We start from the raw sequence: 20,502 nt of genomic DNA, 5'->3' as shown, positions 1-20,502 counted from the left end.
TATCTTTTGCGTTCAGGGAGCCATCAGCCCGCTCCTTGCCAACATCTTCCTGCATTACATACTCGATCTCTGGGTCCGCCAATGGCGTTGTCGCCATGCACGCGGTCGCGTTGTGACCGTGCGCTGCGCGCACGACCCGTCATGGGCTTCGAGAGCGAGGCAGACGCGCAGGAAATGCCCTTGGCCCTCAACGCGCGGTTGGCCAGCCTCGGCCCGACGCTCCATGAGGACAAGACGCGGTTGATCGAGTTTGGTCAGTTAGCTGTCCTCTCGCATCAGCGGCGGGGCGAGCCACGCGCCACGTGTGATGAAGATTTCAGATGGGCCTTGCCACGATATTTATCATGCCGCTGATTAAATTAAGGCGCGCAAATGAAAATATTAAATTGCGGATTCTGCGTAGTGCCGTAAGTGTCATGCGCCGCAGTGCGCAACGGCAACTATTCCAAAGAAAGCGAGCGCAGCCGGCGATAATACTCTTTGTTTTTGAATCGCAGGCGATTCACAATGCAGTCGTCCACAATTTGATTCGTATCCGAGTGAGTGTGGCAGGTGGGAGCCAAACATCACCCCGGCGTAGCCTAGTTGTGGTCCCAAAAAAGCCCGCGGCGCCCGGCCAATAGTCGGCTCGGCGATCATCACGTGGTGGTTTGTCCAATAATCAAAGTGAACGGCATGTTGCTCGGGGAAGGCCCTTCGGGGTCGAGCACATGCGGATGACATCAAATCAGGAGAACAGGTAATGGCAGTTAACGACGGTTCTGCGAACGCGCCAATTGGATCAGCGCAGCTTTCGAGCCTGCTGGATACGTATGGTGCGAACCGGCCGGCATGGAAAGTCGCAGGGGTGGACTATCACGTCGGCGTGCCCACGGGACTGGCGCTCAAGGATCCGGCAACGATCTCGATGGCAGGCGTGTCCGTTGACACGGCCCACAAGAGCATCACGGTGACGGGCAGCAACGTCACGCTCGACGGCTATGATTTCGGCGGCTGGGCTGTCGTCACCTCGGCAGCGAACACTACCCTGACCAACTCGAACTTCAATGGTCTCAATCCGTCCGGGCCGCAGGACGCCGTTATTACAGGGACGTCGTCGTCCTCCAATCTGCATATCTCCAACTGCACCATCGACGGTCTGAGCGGCGGCGGGCATGCCGAATTTCTCGTCGAAATGGAGGGGCCTGGCCTCACGATCGAATATTCGTGGCTGAAGAATTCCAACTCCGACTTGATCGGCCGCCATGGTCAAGACGGCGGCGACATCACGATCCAATATAACCTGCTGCAGCAGGCCGGCATGGGCGGCTCAGGCACCCACGGCGACTATCTCCAAGTCTATGGTCCGACCATTGATTCGACCCACATCCTTTACAACACGGCGGTTCAGGATGGCGGTACGACCCAGGGCTTCATTGCCGACAACACGAAGTCGGGCGAGTTCGCCGGCAACACGTTGATCGGCAGCGTCAGCTATTGGATGTCCGTCTCCGGTCCGGGGACCAATGCCGCCAATCTCAGCGGAGCATTTTCGACGCACGACAACTACTTCGATGTGACCAAAGCCTTCGGCTTTAACTATCCGGCCGCCGGGCCGGACGACTCCTATTCCCAGACCTCCTTCGTGCACAATGTGAACATGGTGACCGGCGAGGTCGAGCAGGATGCCAATGCGCCTGCTTACACCGGGCCCACCTACACGGAGCCGACTTCGCCTGCTCCGAGCGTCCCAACAGCGCCGAGCGCCCCGACGATCGCCTCCTTCTCGGGCGACAGCGGCGTTGCCGGCGATGGTATCACGAACGATACCACCATCGAGCTCAAAGGCGCCGCTGCGGCCAACAGCACGGTCAAGATCTACGACGGCTCGACGCAAATCGGCACGACCACTGCGAGCTCGACCGGCAGCTGGGACTACATCACCAAGGTCCTGACCGACGCCAAGCATACGCTCACCGCGACTGCGACCGACTCGTCGGGCCAGACCAGCGTGGCATCGGCTGCGAAGGTCGTCACCATCGACACCAAGGCCCCGGCTGCTCCGACGATCGCGAGCGACACCGTGAACTCTGCCAATCAGGTGGTGGTGACGGGGACTGCCGAAGCGAACAGCGCGATCAAGGTGTATGACGGAACGACGCAGGTCGGGACGGCGACAACCAACTCGAGCGGTGCGTGGAGTGTCACGACGTCTGCGCTGTCGTCCGGTTCGCACCTGCTGACGGCCAAGGCGACGGACGTTGCCGGCAACGTCAGCGCTGCGTCGACGGCTGTGGATCCGGTCATTGGTTCCGGAACGACGGGCTCCACCGGCTCGGGCACGTCCGGTTCGGGTACCTCGGGTACAGGTACTTCCGGCTCGGGCACGTCTGGCTCAGGTACCTCGGGTACAGGCACCTCCGGCTCGGGTACTTCCGGATCGGGTACCTCTGGCACCGGCACATCGGGCACGGGCACCTCTGCACCGGCCGCACCGAAGATCGCCACTTTTTCGAAAGACACCGGTGTCGCCGGTGATCACATCACGAGCGACAACACGCTGACCCTGACGGGGACCGCGGCAGCCAACAGCACGGTCAAGGTGTTCGACGGCAAGACCCAGCTCGGCACGGTCACGGCGGATGCGAAGGGAGCGTGGCACTACTCGACTGCAGCGCTGCCCGACGGCAAGCATAGCTTCATCGCGACCGACACGGTTTCCGGCGTCACCAGCAAGGCATCGACTGCGCTGGATGTCACGGTGGATACCGCTGCCCCCGATGCTCCGGTTCTGTTGAGCGATTCGACCACGCACAACCGGGCAACGGTATCCGGCACCTCGGAAGCGGGAAGCTTGATCAAGCTCTATGAGGGCACGAACCTGCTCGGTACCGCGACCGTTGCAAGTGACGGCGGCTGGAGCGTGACGACCCCGAATCTCAAGCAGGGGTCCCACACCTTCACCGCGACGGCCACCGACGCTGCCGGCAACACCAGCGCCTTGTCGCAGCCGATTGATCCGCCGATTGGCCCGCACAGCGGCGGCGGCACTTCAACCGTGGAAGTCACCAATGTGCAGCACCATTGGGGTCACACGGCAACGATCAAGGGCACGGCCGATCCCAACAGTGCCATCAAGCTGTTTGACGGCACGACCTCGGTTGGTTCGGTCACCACGGGAGCCGACGGCAAGTGGAGCTTCAAGACCTCGGACCTGTCGGGCAAGAGCCACGCCTTCTCCGCAGAGCAGGTCGACACCACAGGCCACGTGGTCGGGACCAGCTCGGGCGAGGCGATCGTCGGTTCGGGCCGCAGCGACACGCTGACCAGTACCAAGGGCAACGACATCATGGTTGGCAAATGGGGTGCGGACACGTTCCAGTTCGCGTCGAACTTCGGCCATGACGTCATCAAGGACTTCGCTGCCCGCGGACCGGCTCACGACACGATCGAGTTCAGCAAGAGCGTGTTCGACAGTTTTGCGAGCGTTCTCTCCCATGCGGCCCAGTCAGGCCACGACGTCGTGATCGCGACGGGGAGCGACACCCTCACGCTGAAGGACACGAAGCTCGACAAGCTGAACAGCCATGACTTCCATTTCGCGTAGTCCCGAGTTCAGCGACAGGAAGTAGCCGCCCGACTGCGGTGCAGATCATGGAAGGCGGGGGATGGTCCCCCGCCTTCTTCTATTCCGGCTGCCTCTCTTGCTCCACGCATGAGCAGCTTCGCCGTGTTGGCGGGATACCAGGCGCGGACAGGATTGCTATGCGCAACCTTGGCCGGCCGGCGCTTTGGCGACGGTCATTCTCGGACCGCCAGCAACCAAGCGCACGCCGCTACACTTTGTCGCTCCGATTGACGGTCTTGTCCGGCTCTCATCGCGTCAGGGCGATTGCGGGTACGTGGGAATAAATAGAATTAAATGCAGTGCCGGTCACGTGCCCCGCACGGTCTCGTCGGGGCGTTGAAGCAAACGATTTCTGTGGGCTAAGGCCATGCCGCAACGGAATGCGTGTTGAGTCTGGCTGTCCGGCGTGAGATCAGGGAGATGCGCGACGATTTAATCAGGGAAAATGCGCGATTATTTCGGTGCCGCGAGTTGGCGTGATGGTTAAAAAAACCTCGGCCCGGCCCCCATCTGGTCCCAAAAAAGCCCATGGCGACCGGCACGTGAGGCCAGGCTGATTAACCATGAGGTGGTGATGCGGATCGCCACGATACGCGCTCTGCGAACGACTTGGTCGTGGAGTACGGATCGAAGAAACTGGGAGCGCAGATCAAATGGCAGGATGGCCATCATCTCACGGTAGCGCCGACAGGCAACACGCTCAGGTTGACAAGGCTCGGTGCGCAGATTGGCCTGACTTCTACTTCGCGTAACTAGCTCGACGACAGGGACATCAAACTCAAATCTGCCTTCGGGATCTTCTTGGGGATCGTCACATAAGGCACGGTTCAAGGGTGGGAGCCATGACAAACTTTGAGCGGTGGGGGGTGATCCCCCTGCCAGCAAGCTTTTTTCGGATCCAACTTTCGCATCTGGCGAGATTTGGGGCTGTCGCACGACAGTGGGTGGAAGACGCCGAACTGCGGACGCGAGGCCCGATCGGCTCGGCAAAGCACCTCGTCGAAGTCCTGCGGCAACGACTGTTCTCCGGTCATCCGCGGCCGGCTAACGACTATGATGAGTCGCGGTCGGAGTTGTCGGGCTTCCTGCGGTCTTGCCGCCGGATATTCTGGGCACTTGCGGCCTTCAGCGGGATGAGCAATCTCCTCATGCTCACCGGCTCGTTCTTCATGCTGCAAGTCTACGATCGGGTGCTGCCCGGGCGCAGCATACCGACGCTGATCGCCTTGATGGTTCTGGCCACGGTGCTTTACCTGTTTCAGGGCGGGCTCGACCTCGTCAGGAGCAGGATCAGCGCCCGGGTCGGCCGGTATTTCGATGAAAGGCTCGGCGTTCGCATATTCGACGCGCTCGTTCGCCTGCCCCTGAAGACCAGAGCCGATGGCGACGGCCTGCAGCCGGTGCGCGACCTCGATCAGGTCCGCAGCTTCCTGTCGAGCGGAGGGCCGACGGCGCTGTTCGATCTGCCCTGGATGCCGATCTATCTCGGCGTCTGCTTCCTCTTTCACTTCTGGATCGGCGTCACTGCGCTGGCCGGCGCGCTGGTGCTGGTCGGCATTACGATGCTCACGGAGACCCGGACGCGAGGGCCGGCAAAGGCGTCCTCGCGTCTTGCGGTCTCGCGAACGGCATTGGCGCTCGAGGGGCGGCGAAATGCCGAGGTTCTGCAGGCCATGGGCATGCGGCAGCAGGCGGCGTTGCGCTGGCAGGAAGTCAACGCGAAGTACCTCGCGGCCCATGAGCGGGCCAGCGACGTCGCAAACGGGCTCGGGGGGGCCTCCAAGATCTTTCGAGCGATCCTGCAATCGCTGGTTCTTGCCGTCGGCGCGGTTCTCGTCATCAACCAGGAATCGACGGCCGGCATCATCATTGCCGGATCAATCCTCACCGCGCGGGCGCTGGCGCCCGTCGAAATGGCTATTGCGAACTGGAAAGGATTCGTCGCCGCGCGGCAGTCGGGGCAACGGCTCGATCATCTGCTGAAGCTGCTGCCTCACGAGGAGGAGCGGCTGGCATTGCCTCCCCCTGCCGAAACGCTCACGGTCGAGCATCTCTATATCGGCGCGCCAAACTCGGAGAAGCCCACGCTCGGCGAAGTGTCGTTCCAACTGCGGAGCGGGCAGGCCGTCGGAATCATCGGGCCGAGCGGATCCGGCAAATCGACGCTGGCGCGAGCGCTGGTGGGGGTATGGCCGTGCATTCGCGGCCGGATACGGCTGGACAATGCCGCACTCGATCACTGGTCTTCGGACGCCCTCGGCAAGCACATCGGCTATCTGCCCCAGGACGTCGAATTGTTCGACGGCAGCATTGCCATGAACATCGCACGGTTCGATCCGCAGGCGACGGCTGCCGCTGTTCTGGAGGCCGCACATGCCGCCGGTGCGCACGATCTCGTCCTTTCGCTTCCGGACGGCTACGGCACGAAGATCGGCGAGGGAGGACTGGCGCTGTCCGCCGGGCAGCGGCAGCGCATCGGTCTCGCGCGTGCCTTCTACGGCAAACCCTTCCTGGTCGTGCTCGATGAGCCCTCCTCCAATCTCGATGCAGAGGGCGAGGAGGCGCTGACCGAGGCGATCCTGAACGTGCGCCGCCGCGGTGGGATTGTCGCCGTCGTCGCGCATCGTCCCAAGGCGCTTGAAGGCGTAGACCATGTCCTGTGCCTTGGCGAAGGCAGGGTTCAGTCCTTCGGCAAGCGAGAGGAGGTTCTCAAGAAAGTGTTGCGGAATCCAGTGCCGCTCAAGGTCGTCGCTGAAGCTCACGGAGGAGGGCGATGAACGCTCAGGTAGCGCCGGCGCTGCAATCCATCCAGCGTTACGTGATCGTCGGAATGATCATGCTCGCTCTGGTGACCTTTGGGGTCGGCGGCTGGGCGACGACGACCCAATTGTCGGGCGCGGTGATCGCCCAGGGCGTGGTCGTGGTGGATTCGAGCGTCAAGAAGGTTCAGCACGCTACCGGCGGGATCGTGGGAGAGTTGCGCGTGCGGCAGGGCGACCGGGTCAAGGCGGGCGACATTCTGATACGCCTCGACGAGACTCAGACGCTCGCGAATGCGACAATCGTCACCAACAGCATCGATGAGCTGCTCGCGCGGCAGGCGCGTCTCGAGGCCGAGCGCGATGGTTCCGAGCGGGTGACGTTTCCCAAAGTGCTGCTCGACCGAGCCAAGGAGAACAACTCGGAAGCGAGCCGTGCGATCGCCGCGGAGCGGAAGCTATTTGACCTGCGTCGCCAGGCGAGGAGCGGCCAGAAGGCGCAGCTGCAGGAGAAAAGCACGCAGCTGGAGAACGAGATCAAGGGCTATGTGGGTCAGACCGAGGCCAAGCAGAAGGAAGTCGAATTCATCCGGCAGGAGCTGGAGGGCGTGCGCAGCCTCTGGCAGAAGAATCTGGTGCCGATCACGCGGCTCAATTCCCTCGAGCGCGACTCGGCCCGCATCGAAGGCGAGCGCAGCCAGCTCGCAGGAATGATTGCTCAGTCGAAGGGCAAGATCTCCGAAATCGGCCTCCAGATCATTCAGGTCGACCAGGACCTTCGGACGGAGGTCGGTAAGGACCTGATCGAGACGCGCTCGAAACTCTCCGAACTGAGCGAGCGCAGAACTGCGGCGGTCGATCAATTGAATCGGGTCGACATCAGGGCACCGCAATCCGGCCGCGTCCACGAACTCAGCGTCCACACGGTCGGAGGTGTAATCGCACCCGGCGAGCAAATCATGCTGATCGTGCCTGACGCGGATTCGCTCGCCGTCGAGGTCAAGATCGCACCGAAGGACATCGACCAGGTCTATGTGGGGCAGACCGCGACGATGCGCTTCGCGGCCTTCAACCAGAAGACCACGCCCGAAATCGACGGCGAGGTCAGCATGGTCTCGGCGGACATTACGCAGGATCAGCGTGCCGGCACGAGCTACTATACCGGGCGCGTCCTGCTGAAGCCCGAAGAGCTGGCGAAACTCGGCTCGGCCAAGCTGCTGCCCGGCATGCCGGTGGAGGTCTTCATCAAGACGGCAGGTCGGACCGCGCTGTCCTACCTGCTCAAGCCGCTGCACGATCAGGCCGAGCGTGCATTCAAGGAGCGCTGATTCCTCGCGGAAGCTAGCGGCGCTCGACTTCACGGCGATCGGGGCCAACGCCTATACGTGGGCGTCGGCGTTGGGGCGGCCTCTGAAAGCACGGCATCAGCACCGGGCTTGCCCGACCGACAAAAGAGCGTCACGAGCCGAGACAGAATCTGCAGCCTGGCTTGAAGACCCAACCGCGGCGTTCTGGTTATGTCAGCTCGCCGCAAGAGATCTGGCGGGGCGAATCTAGTGAATCTAGTGAGGTCGCCCCGCCTCCCGATCAACCGCAGTAGAGCACGCGGCTTTCGACGGATCGAGCGTGGCGGATGCCTGTTGCTCCTGGGTGGAACTACCGATCGCTCGAGCGACCGTCCGCTCAGCACGTCCATTCGCTTGGCGTACAGGGTCATCACCGCCACGCAGGCAAGTATTATAGTTTCGGCCCCCAGAATGACGAGCAGCTCATCAGGCATTTCAAATCTGTCCTCCCCGAGGAAGGCCTGTTTGAAGATCTGGCCTCGGTGAACAGCGAATTCAATCGACGATTGGCTGGATAGTCTCGACAGCCGTTACAACAGGAACAGGGCGCCGGCATCAGTCGCAACTGGGGCCGCGTCGCGCTGAACGGCATTCGTCCGCTTACGCAGCTGTGGCCTGCCGGTCGAGACGGCGGAGGGACCCGGCTTGCAAACAGCGCGGGGGCTTGAAGCTGGCCGCCGCTCCCTCCCTGCTCGCACGCCATACGCTCCGAGCAGGATTGTTCGACTTCGCGCGGTAGTACAGAGGGTAGTACAGAGCCCGATCACGTCGCGCCTAGTCCGGTTTGCGTTGACGGCGCCTGATTATCCAATAGGCCGCATAGGCAACCGCGGCGAAGGATAGCCCCGCGCCCGCGACCGGTCCAGGCGCGCCCTGTGCTGTTCCCTGGCCGACGTAGGTGTAGCTTTGGTCAGGAGGAAAGAACAGCGTAGCCGTGAAATAGACGCCGGCCGGCACCGCTGCGGCCATCGTGAGGAAAATTGCGAGGACCCACCCGGGCAACGTCATGGCCTTTTCTCCTGCAGTTTATAAAATAAATGTTTACGATATTATAATCATCAAAAATTAAATCGATGTCAATATAAATCTCGGATAGAGCTTGATGGAGAATGCGCGCGCGACGATTTGACGCCAGGACATCAAGACCCGATGGCCGCACGAGAAGGTCGAAACTGAATCACGCGGTACGATCCTGAATCGTAGCCCATGGGAGCCGTTCCGCATTGCAGCCCAAGCTCTCCGCCACGTCGATGACCGGGGTGATGTGTCGAACGAATCCGAGTTCGCGAAGAAATCTCGACCACAGATAATGAAGCACCGTCCAGGCTATCGGCTGTTGCGCGTACACTTCGCCCCGAAACACGACGAACGAGCGATCGGTTCCTGTTGCCAGATGTCGAACGAGATTTCTGTTGGAGCCGTCGGGAGTAAGCCTTGCGACCTGCAATTGACATGACGCTCTGGTGGCGCGGATGATCAGAGTGCCGGTCGTAACTTCATTGGTCGCTACGACGCTGAAGTGATTTTGTTCGAGAAATCTAACAAGATCCTCTTTTAGCTGGCCTGGATTTTCGAATGGTATCGCAATCTTCCATGCAGTGGCCAGCAACAGCACGGCGGCGATAACCCAGTTAAAGCGGACGGAGCAGCTCACGCCTCACCCCCAGCACGCAGAAGCCGACCGTCAGGCCCAAAATGGCTGTGCTCGCGACCGCGCCTCCCCACCAACTATGAAACATGGCGTAGTGCCATTGGCTCAAGCCCATGAAGCTTATACGAGTGACATTCACAGCTACGACCGAGAAGCAAGCCATCAGACACCAGAATAGATCGTAAGCAGATCGCTTGTGGCCGGCTAACTGGCTCACAGTCACCCAGCAGAGAAATGCAAGCGACACGTTCGCGAGCGAGGAACAGCCCGGCAGAATGACGAGAACGCCGGAAGCGTCGGCAAATTCGACGACGTCCCCGGTTCGGGGGGTGCGCAATATCCAACCGACGAGTGCGGCGTCGATCCGCAAAATCAGCTCAGCAAAGAAATGAAATAACAACCGGCTCCAAAGCATGGGCACAGTAACGGCAAGAAGAATAAGAGTGCCACGCCGCGTCGAAGAGGCATCCGACGTGCTGATGACATAGAGACTGAGCGCGGTTACCGCCAGCCAGCTGGCGGGACCTACCGGTAGAATAGCGAGCAGCACAAAGGCCGCTCCCAAGACGAGTTCTGAAGAACGAATCCCAACCGTTCGGTCTTGAAAAACGAGGGAAACTCCGGCGACACACGATATCCAAACGATTATACTGATCTCAAAGGTGTCGAGAAACGCGTCTAGCCATCCACGTCCGTGGACCGATTGAATGACACGGGATGCAAGGCCACTGGCGCACCCCAGAGCAAATAATCCTCCGAAGTATCCGCCACGAGTTAGATCCTTCACCAGGGGCGATGCGTAACTTCCGACAATCGGTTCATCCGAAGCAGTCATAATGTAAATGCCTCGTGCCACTTCAACCTAGCCGTGAGAGGCCCAGGCGACAACCGGAGCGCCATTTCGAACTCTCCGAGGTCTCTCCATCCCTGGAGCCTCCGCGGCGGTCGAGTACATGCAAGGGCTCCTTGCAAGCGGTCGTCCTGCTCGGTCCGAGACCTCGGTGCGTCAGTTCGACCGACCAGCCGCCAAACGGCTGGGATCGCGTGGGTAAGTTGGCCGTTCAGGGCATTGCTACACACGAGGTGGCGCACGACGGCATCGCATGAGTCTCGGGATCCCGGCATGCGGACTAACCCACTGCCTTGAAGGTCGCGACTTGCATCACCCATGCCGCGGAACCTTGGAGAAGCGCGGTCGCATTGTAGGTACCCGTGGCGGTTACGAAACGGTCCTGAGCAATATCAAGGTCGGGTCTCGTAATGAGACGCGTGGTAAAATCACTGCCTGCCTCCGTAAACCCACCGACGGTCGTCCCGGCACCAAAAATGAGTTCGTGCGCGGTGGAGGTCGTAACGGCTCCACTGTTTGCCGAACTGGTGGTGCCTGACGCTGAGGTGCCTACGTCAAACGGATTGAGGGGAGCGAGACCACTGTACTCCAGGGCGCGAATGTCCACGTATTGAGTCGCAGTGTTGAAGGTCACCGTCACAGTGTTCGCGCTGGCGGCGGCTTGCTTGATATTCGGGGCGTAGTAGATGGCCTGGCTGATGCCGCTGCCTCGAGCCGTCGGGACGGCGAGCTGATAGACGTTGCCGGCCGAGTCCGTGACCGACGTGATGTTCGATGTCGTATTGTTCCATCCGACTACGAGGATGTTCGTATTCCCTGTCGTCTGGGCATTCGTGTAGGCGACCGATACCTGAGTCTGGTTGGTTTGCGGGGTGGCGTAGTTGCCTTGGACGAATGCTAACGGTGCCGGCGTCGTGACGGCATCATAAGTCGCAGTATAGGTCGCACCGCCGACGGGGACCGTGATGATGTGATCTTGAGCGCCGCTATCCGACCACGAGACGAAGTTATAGGTCGTGCTTCCGACGGTCGCGTTGCGCGCTTCGATCTCATGATTGAAGCCGATCAAGGTGTCGTAGGTGAACGGTGTGGTGCGTGCGATGCCATCCAGGTACAGCGTTAAGCCGGCAGGCGCCGTGTTGAAATTGAGATTGACCTTATCGGGGAAGATCGTGACGGATTGGCTCGATTGCAGCCCGCTGGAATCGGTTACGGTCAGCATTATTCGGTACCGCGTGAACCCGCTGAAGTCGTGCCCGGAGGTCGGGATCGTGAGCGTGCCGCTGGTCACGCCGGTGATGGGAGTCCCGGGATGAATATGGCCTTCGTGGAGGAAGTCGATATTCCAGGTATATGCACTTGCGGGGAGTGTACCATCTTCGGCATCGGTCGCGGTGCCGCTGAATGTGATCACGTCGCCCGCCCTGAAGGTCGCGCCATCGGTCGGCGCAAGGAGACTGACAACGGGACTATTGCCGACGCTGATCGCGATCGGGGTCGATAGCGTGGAATTGACTCCGTCGGAGACCGTCAGCCGGGCCTGATACGGACCGGAGATCGTATATGTGTGCGATGGATTGGCCGCGGTCGAAGTCGCGCCGTCACCGAAGTTCCACGAATAGGTGAGAGGCTTTCCTTCCGGATCAGATGAACCGTTGCTGGAGAAGTCGACGGTGAGCGGGCTGGGTCCTGTCGTCGGTGATGCCGAAGCCGTCGCGACCGGAGGCAGATCCGATTGAATGAATTCGATGCGGCGGATCTTGCTTACGCCGAATGTACCGCTGATATCGGAATAGCCGAGGTCGACATAGTAAAGCGCGCCATCGGGGCCTTCGGTCAAGTAGACAATGTCCCCGTAAGGGCCATCCACCGAGCCGTCGGCTGGCTCGAAGTTGAAGACGCCGGTGACGTTTCCGTTGGCGTCGAACGTCATGCGCTTGATCCAGTTCTGAGTGTAGTCCGCGAAGAAGAAGCTGCCCTGATAGCTGTTTGGGAATTGCGTGCCGTGATAGACAAACCCGGCGACGACTGCGGCGTCGCGTCCATTGTGTGGGTAGTAATAGGCCGGTGCGGTGTAAGCGGGATTCCCGTTCGGAGTTTCTACGTTCGGCCAGCCGTAATTGGCACCCTTCGCTCCGATGTCGATTTCTTCGATTGCAGTCGAGTAGACGTTCCCACCAACATCGCCAATGATCAGCCGCCCTGTGGGCGCGTCGTAGTAGGCGCGGAAGGGATTCCGCAGACCAAGTGCCCATACCGCATCGTAGTTCGGTCCGTTGCCGTCATAGAACGGATTGTCGGTGGGAACGGTACCGTCCATGTTGTATCGCAGGATCTTGCCGCGCGGCTTCGTGAGATCCTGAGCTTCGCCGGCCTGAAAATGCTCCCCGGTCGTGAGAAGGATCTTGCCGTCGTTGCTGAAGTTGATTGCTCCGCCGTGGTGCTCGGCATTGGCAATTTCCGTGTCCTGATAAATGACGAACTCGCTGCCGGGAACGGTACCCGTCAGCGTTGAGTTCGCCGTGAAGCGCGAGAAGCGATCTACGTTCGGCGTACCCAGCGTATAGAAGATGTAGTAGTAGTGATTGGTGCTGAAGTTGGGATCGAGCGCTATGTCATAGATGCCTTGTTGCACGCCCGCCGAGCCGATGTTGGTGAGTTGCAGGAAGGGCGTGGGATCTGGCGTGGTATAGGGCGGCGGCATCGTCTTGATCGTGCCGGCGAGCTCCACCACCAGCATGCGGCCGTCGGGCAGGAACTTGATCGCGGTCGGCAGATTGAAGCCCGTCGCCAGGATCTCGTTCTGGAAGAAGCTGCTATTCGCGACGTTGACGGTTATCGGCGCTGATAGTGTCGCGTGGCCGTCGATGTCAGTCGCCTTCGCGGTGATAGTGTGCGCGCCGTTGCTTGCCGTACGTGTGTCCCACGCAAGCGCGTAAGGATCGGTCGTATCGGGGGAGCCGGTTGCCACGTTGTCGATATAGAACTGCACGTTGGCGATGCCGGTATCGTCGGTTGCATCTGCGGTCACATTGACGATGCCGCTAACCTGCGCCCCGTTGATTGGGGAATCTATCAACACCTGCGGTGATCCGGCGGTCGGGTTGCCGACGGGCGTCGTCATGTCCGATTGCACTTGCGCAGAGGTCAGTACGCGGTTGTAGATGCGCAGATCGTCGAGCGCTCCCTTGTAGAATTGAGCGGTCGACGCATCCGCGCCGATGCGCATGGGGTTGCCGCGCGCGGTGATCGTTGCCGACAGCGCTTGCGTGTTGACGAGGGTTCCGTTGACATAGGTCATGACTTGCGCGCCATCGAAGGTGATGGCGAGGTGAGACCACTGGTTGAACGGTAAAGTGGTTCCTCCGGAGGCGACGCGCGCGCCACTGGATGTCCCAATATAGAAATCGGTCTGATTGCCGCCGCGAAGTTCGAGCCCATACTGGTAGTAGGGCGACGACATTGTCGTATTCCAGAACTTACCGATGACGACAGAATCGCCACTCGCGAGCGACTGGGGATTGATCCACATCGACAGTGTGAGGGCATTACCGGAAATGTTGGTCGAGGCAGAGTCTGGAATGGAAATGAAGTCGTTGACTCCGTCAAAGCTCGCGGCGCGGCCATTCTTGCCGGCTACCCAGGCAACGCCGTTGTTGAGTGTCGCCAGGTTCGACTGCCCTGAGGAGTCGCCCGCAGTCGTTCCTGATCCTTCATCGAAGGAATAGGCAGCGACCAGGCCCGGTGTTTGAGTGTTTGACACAGTGATGCTGACGGGCAGCGAATCGCCGGTGTTTCCGGAGGTGTCCCGTGCGCGCGCCGTGATCGTGTGGACGCCATTCGCGACCGTCGTCGTGTCCCAGCTGACGCTGTAGGGTGATGTCAGGTCTTCGCCCCCGCCGACTGCGATGTTGTCCACCAGGAAGGTCACGCCCGCCACCCCGGCATTGTCGGATGCATTGGCACTGATCGTGATCGTACCTGAAACGGTCGCCGATCCCATCGGCACTGTGATCGTGGCCGTAGGCAGTGTCGTGTCGGGCGTCAGCGTGGTGGCACTGGCCGGTGTGGACTGTCCGGAGAGGTTCGACGCCGCGTCCCTCGCCCGCACGGTATAAGTGTAGGATGTGCCTGGCGATAGGCCGGTATCGCTGAACGTGGTCGTCGTCGGGGTGCCTACCTGCGCACCATTGCGGAAGACCTGATAGCCGGTGACCGCAACGTTGTCGGTCGAGGCGTTCCACGACAGATTGATCTGCGTTGTCGAAGCCGCGGTCGCCACCAGGGCTGTAGGAGTCGATGGTGGCGTGGTGTCCTGGGTGGCGGTCGTCGTGAATGTGGCGTTTGAGCCGATCCTTTCGTTCCCGGCGGCGTCGATCGAACGAACGCGGTAATTGTAAGTAGTGCTGGGAGCAAGGCCGGTTAGCGCAACGCTGTGTGCCGTCACCAGGGTCGCATCAAGTATCGTCGAGGACCCGTAACTGGTCGTCAGCCCATACTCGACCCGCGAAGTCGCGGCTTCATTGGTCGTCCACGTGACTTGTGCGGTGCTGCCGGTAATGCTCGTTGTTGTCTGCCCGGAAATCGTCGGTGCGGTCGTGTCGAGTACGATGGTATCAGTCACCGCCGCAGACCAGTTGCCGGCGGCGTCCATGAACTGGACATAGACCGTCTTGGTGCCCGTTGCATTCGACAACGTCCAGGACTTGGTCGGGGCGAAGGCTTCCGCCGTCGAATACGAACTTCCGCTGTTGGAGAAGCGCATCTGCGTGACGGACGTCACCGCATCGGTCGCTGTGAGCGTCAGCGTGACCGATGTGCTGTTGGTCGCCGCTGCGCCGCCATTGATCGTCACCGTACCGGTCGGCGCTTGATTGTCGACGGTGATGTTGACCGGCGTCGAAGTGGTTATGTTATTGGCAGCATCTCGTGCCTGCGCGGTCAGCGCATGCGAGCCGTTCGATGCCGTGCTCGTGGTCCATGAGACACCGTATGGCGAAGTGGTATCCTCGGTGCCGATCAGAGTGTTGCCGTCCAGCAGGAACTTGACGCCGGCAACGCCGATGTTGTCCGAAGCGCTCGCTGCAAGATTCATGGTGCCGGACACGATCGCGCCCGGAGGCGTGAGAGACACGGTCGGGGCAATGGTGTCTGCCGTTCCGGCGAGAGGGGTTGCCATATCGGTCTGGATCTGATCGGGCGTGAGGGCATGATCGGCGATGCGCACGTCATCGATAAGACCAGGAAAGGCGAAGCCCGTACGGCCCGGTCGATTACCGATATTCACGTTGGCCGTTGAATTCTGCTGCGAACTCGTGACTGTGCCGGTCAACTGTCCGTTGTCGAGGACACCATTGAGATAGACGTTCAAGGTCTGGCTCGCAGCGTCATAGACACCGGCGACGTGATACCAGGTGTCGGACTGCAGCGCTGTCGCGCCGTAGCGGAACATCTGGCCGCCCGAGCTGTTGGTGAGCTTGAATCCGATGGTGCGGGGTCCGGTATCCGCAGTGATGTCAAGCTGGTACCCAGATTCACCCCAGTTGCGCTTGGACACAACGGGAGCATCGTCGGCGGGGAAGGAACGGACGTAAACCCATGCACTGAGAGTCATGCTGCCAGTCAATTGCAGCGCACTCGGATTCCCGAGATCGACGTAGTCGTTCACGCCGTCGAGCGCCACCGCATTACCGTATCTTCCGGCTGTGAAGGTCGGACCGTTCGTGAGCGTGCCGATGATGCCGTGACCTGACGCATCTGCCGTCGTGGTGCCCAAGACCTCGTTGAAGGCGTAGCCTGCGGTGATGCCGAGGGGATCCGCAGCGAGCAGCATGCGTGGCTCGAGTACCTCGAGGATCAGCGGCGAATGGCTGGCATCGCGCTTGCGATCGTTCCTCGCGCTGCCGTGAAGGATCCGTCGCGACAGATGGCTGAACAGGCCTCTGGAACGTGACATCTTGTCTCCAAATGCCAGAAGCGAAATCGCTACTGCATAATAATATATTTAATTGTCGTTTTATTAATATCACAATATATGGCAATCGCCACTGGTTTATAATATTTTAGGGAGAATATAATCATCGAGTTCCGCGAAGCGAGCCGTCATTCAGTCCCGGCGAAACTGAGAATTCTGTTGAAGCGAAGATCTTCGTTGAGGGCAGCCCGTCTGGCGCGCGCGTGCAAACGCTCCGCCGCGTGTTGGCCATAACTGCGGAGTGCGCGTCCTGTTGGTCCTGAAATCGGCTGCGCCCGTTTCGATCGCTTGCCTAGCAACCGAAGAAGCTTCGGGTTCATGAAGCGTTTGAAGAGCTCATCATCGAGCGCGACGATCGTTTCGTAGCTACCGGGATCACCCTGGCGACCGGCGCGCCCGAAGAGTTGGCGGTCGATGCGGCGAGACTCGTGATATTCGGTTAGGATGACATGCAGGCCGCCTCGGTTCCGGACCGCAGGATGTAGCTGTATGTCGGTGCCGCGGCCGGCCATGTTGGTGGCGACGGTAATTCGGCCCGGTTGACCCGCGCCCGCAATGATCTCGGCCTCTGCCTGGTCCTGTCGCGCGTTAAGAACCTCGGATTCGAGTCCGGATTTGTTAAGCAGCCGCGCAATTTGCTCAGAGGCTTCAACCGAGCGGGTCCCGACGAGCACGGCGCGTCCCTCGCGAACGATGTTGTGAACAGAATCGACCACGGCGTCCCATTTGAGGTTGGCCGTCGGAAACAGGCGTGTGCCGGCATTCGTTCGTCGCAATGGTCGGTTCGTCGGGATACGCGCAACTCGGAGGCCATAGATGCCGTACAGTTCCCCCGTCGGCTCGATCGCCGTGCCGGACATGCCGCAAAGATGCATGTAGCGCTGAAAGAATCGCTGATATGTAATTTGCGCAAGGGTCGTGCGTCGCTCCGTGATGGTGCAATGTTCCTTGGCTTCGATGAGCTGGTGAATGCCGCCTTCCCACGAACGGTCCGGCATGACGCGCCCGGTATATTCGTCGACGATCTGCACCTTGCCATCAGCGACGATATACTGAACGTCGCGTCGGTAGAGATGAAGGGCGGCAAGCGCGTGTTGAGCGAGTTCTTCACGTGCGCGCCGGATCGCCCATAGGCCCGGTTGTCCTGCAGCGAACTGAGCGATCCGGCTCTCGCCGCGGGTTGTTAGCCGCACCGACTTCTCGTTTGCACGCTCATGAAAGTCGTCGCCGGCCACCAGGCGTCGAGCGAGATCCAGTGCGGTCTCGTAGAGGCCGTCGGTGTTCTCGGGCCCTTCTTGCGTTCCGGAGAGGATCAGTGGCACACGGGCCTCATCGATCAGGACGCTGTCAGCCTCATCCACGATCGCAAAATGCAGCCCGCGCAGAAGCAGGGATTGATGGTGACCGGCAGGTCGGCCGTCGAATATCGCGTCGAGAGAAAGTCGAGAACGGGCGCGGCGGGGGCCGAGCGCGAGCCGATCGCGGAGATAGTCGAACACAAGCTCCTTGTTGGTGCAATACGTGACGTCGCTTGCGTAGGCTCTTTGCCGCTCCTGCGGCGACTGCCCAGGCTCGACGAGCCCGACGGTGAGATCAAGCGCGTTGTAGATAGGTGCGAGCTGTTCGGCGTCGCGGCGCGCGAGATAGTCGTTGACCGTGATGATATGAACCGGACGTCCCATGAGTGCGGCGGTGATCGCCGGCAGCAATGCCGTCAAAGTCTTGCCTTCACCGGTTTCCATTTCGGCGACCGCGCCCCCCATCATGGCGGCGCCGCCGAGCAATTGTACCGGGAAGAGACGCTTCCCGACGTGTCGTCGCGCCGTCTCGCGCGTAAGTGCAAACGAACGCGCCATCTGGTGCGAGTATAGGGGGGCTGACAGCAATGATGCGCGTAGCTCCTCCGCGGTTTCGCGCAAACGCCGGTTTGTCAGGACAGCGAACTGCGGTTCCAGATCACTGACCAGCCGGACAAAGCGGCCGAGGCGGTCACGCGCGAGGGCCGGCGGCAGGAAGGGCAACACCCGGCCCCAAGCGTCGAGCAGGACGGCGTCGAGTGCAATGTCTCGGCGAGCGGCTTGCTCCGCGTAGGGTGCGTCCACCGATACCGGGGCTGAACCGACAAAGTGTCGTTTGCGCTTGAGCATACGGAGCCCTCAGACTTGCAGCTGGGACAGCAGCAATTGTCGGAGACGGCGCCAGATCTGCTGGCCCGGCGGCTCCCAACTGAAGTTGAAGCGGACGTAGGCGCGACCGCCGAACGCGGTGGCTGCCGGTGCATTCTCGGGCAGTACGAGATCAATTTGAAAGACGCGCTGCAGCGTCTTTAGCCCTTCGGGATCGCTGGGGTCGACAGTGAAGGCGCCGCCGCCGGAGCCCGCCAGAGCCCTGCTGGGGAGAACATCACGGCCTGACGGTATTTCGCGAATGGATTCTATTGGCAGCGTCTCATCTGGGCGCTCTGCGAGTTTGACTTCGGCGCTCTGCAGCCGATGGCGAACGAGGTCGATGTCGTCCTGACGGATTGTTGCGCGCACGACTCGTGAACCGGAAGTAAGTACGTAGCCGATCTGTTGCCCTTCGCGCAGGAAGCGTCCTGGCAGATCTTGTGGTTTCATAACCGAAAAGGTGCCCTCGCTGCGGCTCTGCACGATGAGGCGTGCGTCGCGATCGGTTGCGGTCGCGAGCTCGGCGCGTGCTTGTCCCAATTCCGTCGTGGTGATCTCCGCGCTCGCCCGGTCGGTAAAGCGCTCGATGGCAAGCCTCGTCTCGAGCTCGGCGACCCGTGCGCGGAGAATTGCGAGCTGGGCCTTGAGTGTCGATTCTTCGCTTTCGACGAGCGCTTCCCCGGCTGTGACGTGCGCGCCCGGACGGACCAGAAGCGCGCGTGCGAAGCCATCGGTTCTCGCGCGCACGATTGCGTTCTCCGGCAACCAAACGACGCCTTCCGTCGTGCTGTAAGAAGGGGCCGGAACCAGGAAAGTCATCAGCCCGGCGGCCAGGATCATGCCGAAGGTCGCTGTTACGGCGCGGGCGCGATTGCGATGAAGCCTCGGGCTTGCGAGCACGAACCACAGTGCCTTGCCGATCGGCAGCACAACACCTGTCAGCAGACTCCAGACCGCGATCGAGACGCCGAGGGCGAGATACTGCGAGGCGACGAACACGGCGATCGCGAGCATCACGACCTGTCGGTAGACGAAAGCAGCCGGTGCGTAGAGAAGGAGCCAGGTTCGTTCGCCGGTCGTGGCCACGAAATCCCCCGGTTCATCGGCGCCAAACGCGTAACGATTGACCAGGGAGGCCGAATACCGGGTAGCACGCTGCGCCAGGTTCGGGATTTCGAGCAGGTCCGCGAGAATGTAGTAGCCATCATAACGCAGGAGTGGATTACCATTGTAGACCAATGTCGAGACGCCGGCAACGGCCAGTGCGTCGAATGCGAGCGCGCGGACAAGTCCAGCCTCCACTGCGAGCCATACGTAGAGCGCGAGCGCAGCGAAGAACACTTCGACGATCATTCCGGCCGCGCCGACAAGAGCGCGCCTCCACTTGCTGCGGAATGCCGATGCCGCAGAGGCGTCAACATAGGGCAGCGGGGCGAACACCAGGATCATTACTCCGAATTCTGGGACTGTTCCCCCGAACGCCGTGACCGCAAATCCGTGCCCAAATTCATGCAGGGTCTTGAGCAGGAGATACACCAGCGCGAGCCACAGAAGGTTATCGGTGGCCAGGATTCGGTCGGACGCGTCGGATGTGAGTTCCTGCCAGTGTTGGGCCGCAAATAGAGGGGCCGGCAACACCACCAGCAGCCAGAGCACGGCACCCGGCAAGCCGAACAGCCATTCTGCAAGTGGCCGGGTACGCTCGAAAAACCTGACCGGATGCCAGAGCGGAATCCGTAGGGCCAGCGGGTAGAGCACGTTGCCGAGCCACCTGGACCGTTTGGCTTTCGAAGCACGCGCGACCAGCGCGCTTGCATCCGGAGTCACTTCGGTTTGTAACAGGTCGTAAGCGCTGAGTTCGGCCAACAACTGGATGACGTCGCTCTGGCTCGGCGTCTCCTCCGCGAGAGTGGATCCGACCTCGTGCCAGATCTGGTCAACCGTTCGCGCGCCGTCCATCGCGGCCACGATCATGTAGCCGGCGGGCGACAAGCGGTGCATGCGGCCGGTCGCGTGATCCTGCACGACATACCAGGTGCAGCCCCGATACCGATGTCGGTAGACCGAGGTATGATCGCGAAGCCTCGGCCTGCGTTGCGCGACGCGATACCAGGATGAGCTTAGAAACGGGGCTGCGGTCATGTTGC

At 60.9% G+C, this 20,502-nt stretch carries 9 protein-coding genes; 3 read left to right on the top strand and 6 right to left on the bottom strand.

The features are described 5' to 3' along the window. Positions 1-742 precede the first annotated feature (742 nt). From IC50_RS34050 to IC50_RS34035, 3 genes are all read left to right on the top strand, one after another. Positions 743-3,586 carry an Ig-like domain-containing protein gene (locus tag IC50_RS34050; RefSeq protein WP_157461184.1) on the top strand — a complete coding sequence of 948 codons (2,844 nt, stop codon included), beginning with the start codon at positions 743-745 and terminating at the stop codon, positions 3,584-3,586. Between the two features lie 863 nt (positions 3,587-4,449). Further along, positions 4,450-6,384 (top strand): type I secretion system permease/ATPase, encoded by a 1,935-nt coding sequence (locus IC50_RS34040; protein ID WP_271525815.1) that lies wholly within the window; start codon positions 4,450-4,452, stop codon positions 6,382-6,384. Beyond that, a complete protein-coding gene (locus tag IC50_RS34035; RefSeq protein ID WP_035715583.1) occupies positions 6,381-7,694 on the top strand; it encodes an HlyD family type I secretion periplasmic adaptor subunit in 1,314 nt (437 codons plus the stop codon). Before IC50_RS34040 ends, IC50_RS34035 begins: the two co-directional genes overlap by 4 nt. A 792-nt stretch (positions 7,695-8,486) precedes the next feature. On the opposite strand, the gene IC50_RS34030 is transcribed toward IC50_RS34035, so the two are convergent. From IC50_RS34030 to IC50_RS34005, 6 genes are all read right to left on the bottom strand, one after another. Further along, the gene (locus IC50_RS34030; protein WP_035715582.1) at positions 8,487-8,720 is read right to left on the bottom strand and encodes a hypothetical protein; all 234 of its coding nucleotides are present in this window, start codon (positions 8,718-8,720) and stop codon (positions 8,487-8,489) included. 169 nt (positions 8,721-8,889) lie between these two features. Next, on the bottom strand, positions 8,890-9,366 hold the full coding sequence (locus tag IC50_RS41720; RefSeq protein WP_157461182.1) for a hypothetical protein: 477 nt from the start codon (positions 9,364-9,366) through the stop codon (positions 8,890-8,892). Next, entirely contained in the window at positions 9,344-9,913 is a 570-nt protein-coding gene (locus IC50_RS34025; protein ID WP_157461180.1) for a hypothetical protein, read from the bottom strand. The genes IC50_RS41720 and IC50_RS34025 overlap by 23 nt, the downstream gene beginning before the upstream one ends. 580 nt (positions 9,914-10,493) lie before the next feature. Then, positions 10,494-16,169 (bottom strand): LamG-like jellyroll fold domain-containing protein, encoded by a 5,676-nt coding sequence (locus IC50_RS38595; RefSeq protein WP_050991182.1) that lies wholly within the window; start codon positions 16,167-16,169, stop codon positions 10,494-10,496. A 146-nt stretch (positions 16,170-16,315) separates the two neighbouring features. Next, positions 16,316-18,334, bottom strand: coding sequence for a preprotein translocase subunit SecA (locus IC50_RS34010; protein WP_050991181.1), 2,019 nt, complete (start codon positions 18,332-18,334; stop codon positions 16,316-16,318). Positions 18,335-18,343: 9 nt separating this feature from the next. Further along, the gene (locus IC50_RS34005; protein WP_035715580.1) at positions 18,344-20,497 is read right to left on the bottom strand and encodes a PqqD family peptide modification chaperone; all 2,154 of its coding nucleotides are present in this window, start codon (positions 20,495-20,497) and stop codon (positions 18,344-18,346) included. Positions 20,498-20,502: the final 5 nt, after the last annotated feature.

It is taken from the genome of Bradyrhizobium genomosp. I (2014), from assembly GCF_000261685.1.
In the GTDB taxonomy this organism is placed as follows: domain Bacteria; phylum Pseudomonadota; class Alphaproteobacteria; order Rhizobiales; family Xanthobacteraceae; genus Bradyrhizobium.
The sequence above is the reverse complement of the archived record's forward strand: the minus strand, read 5'-3'. Positions and strand labels throughout refer to the sequence as shown.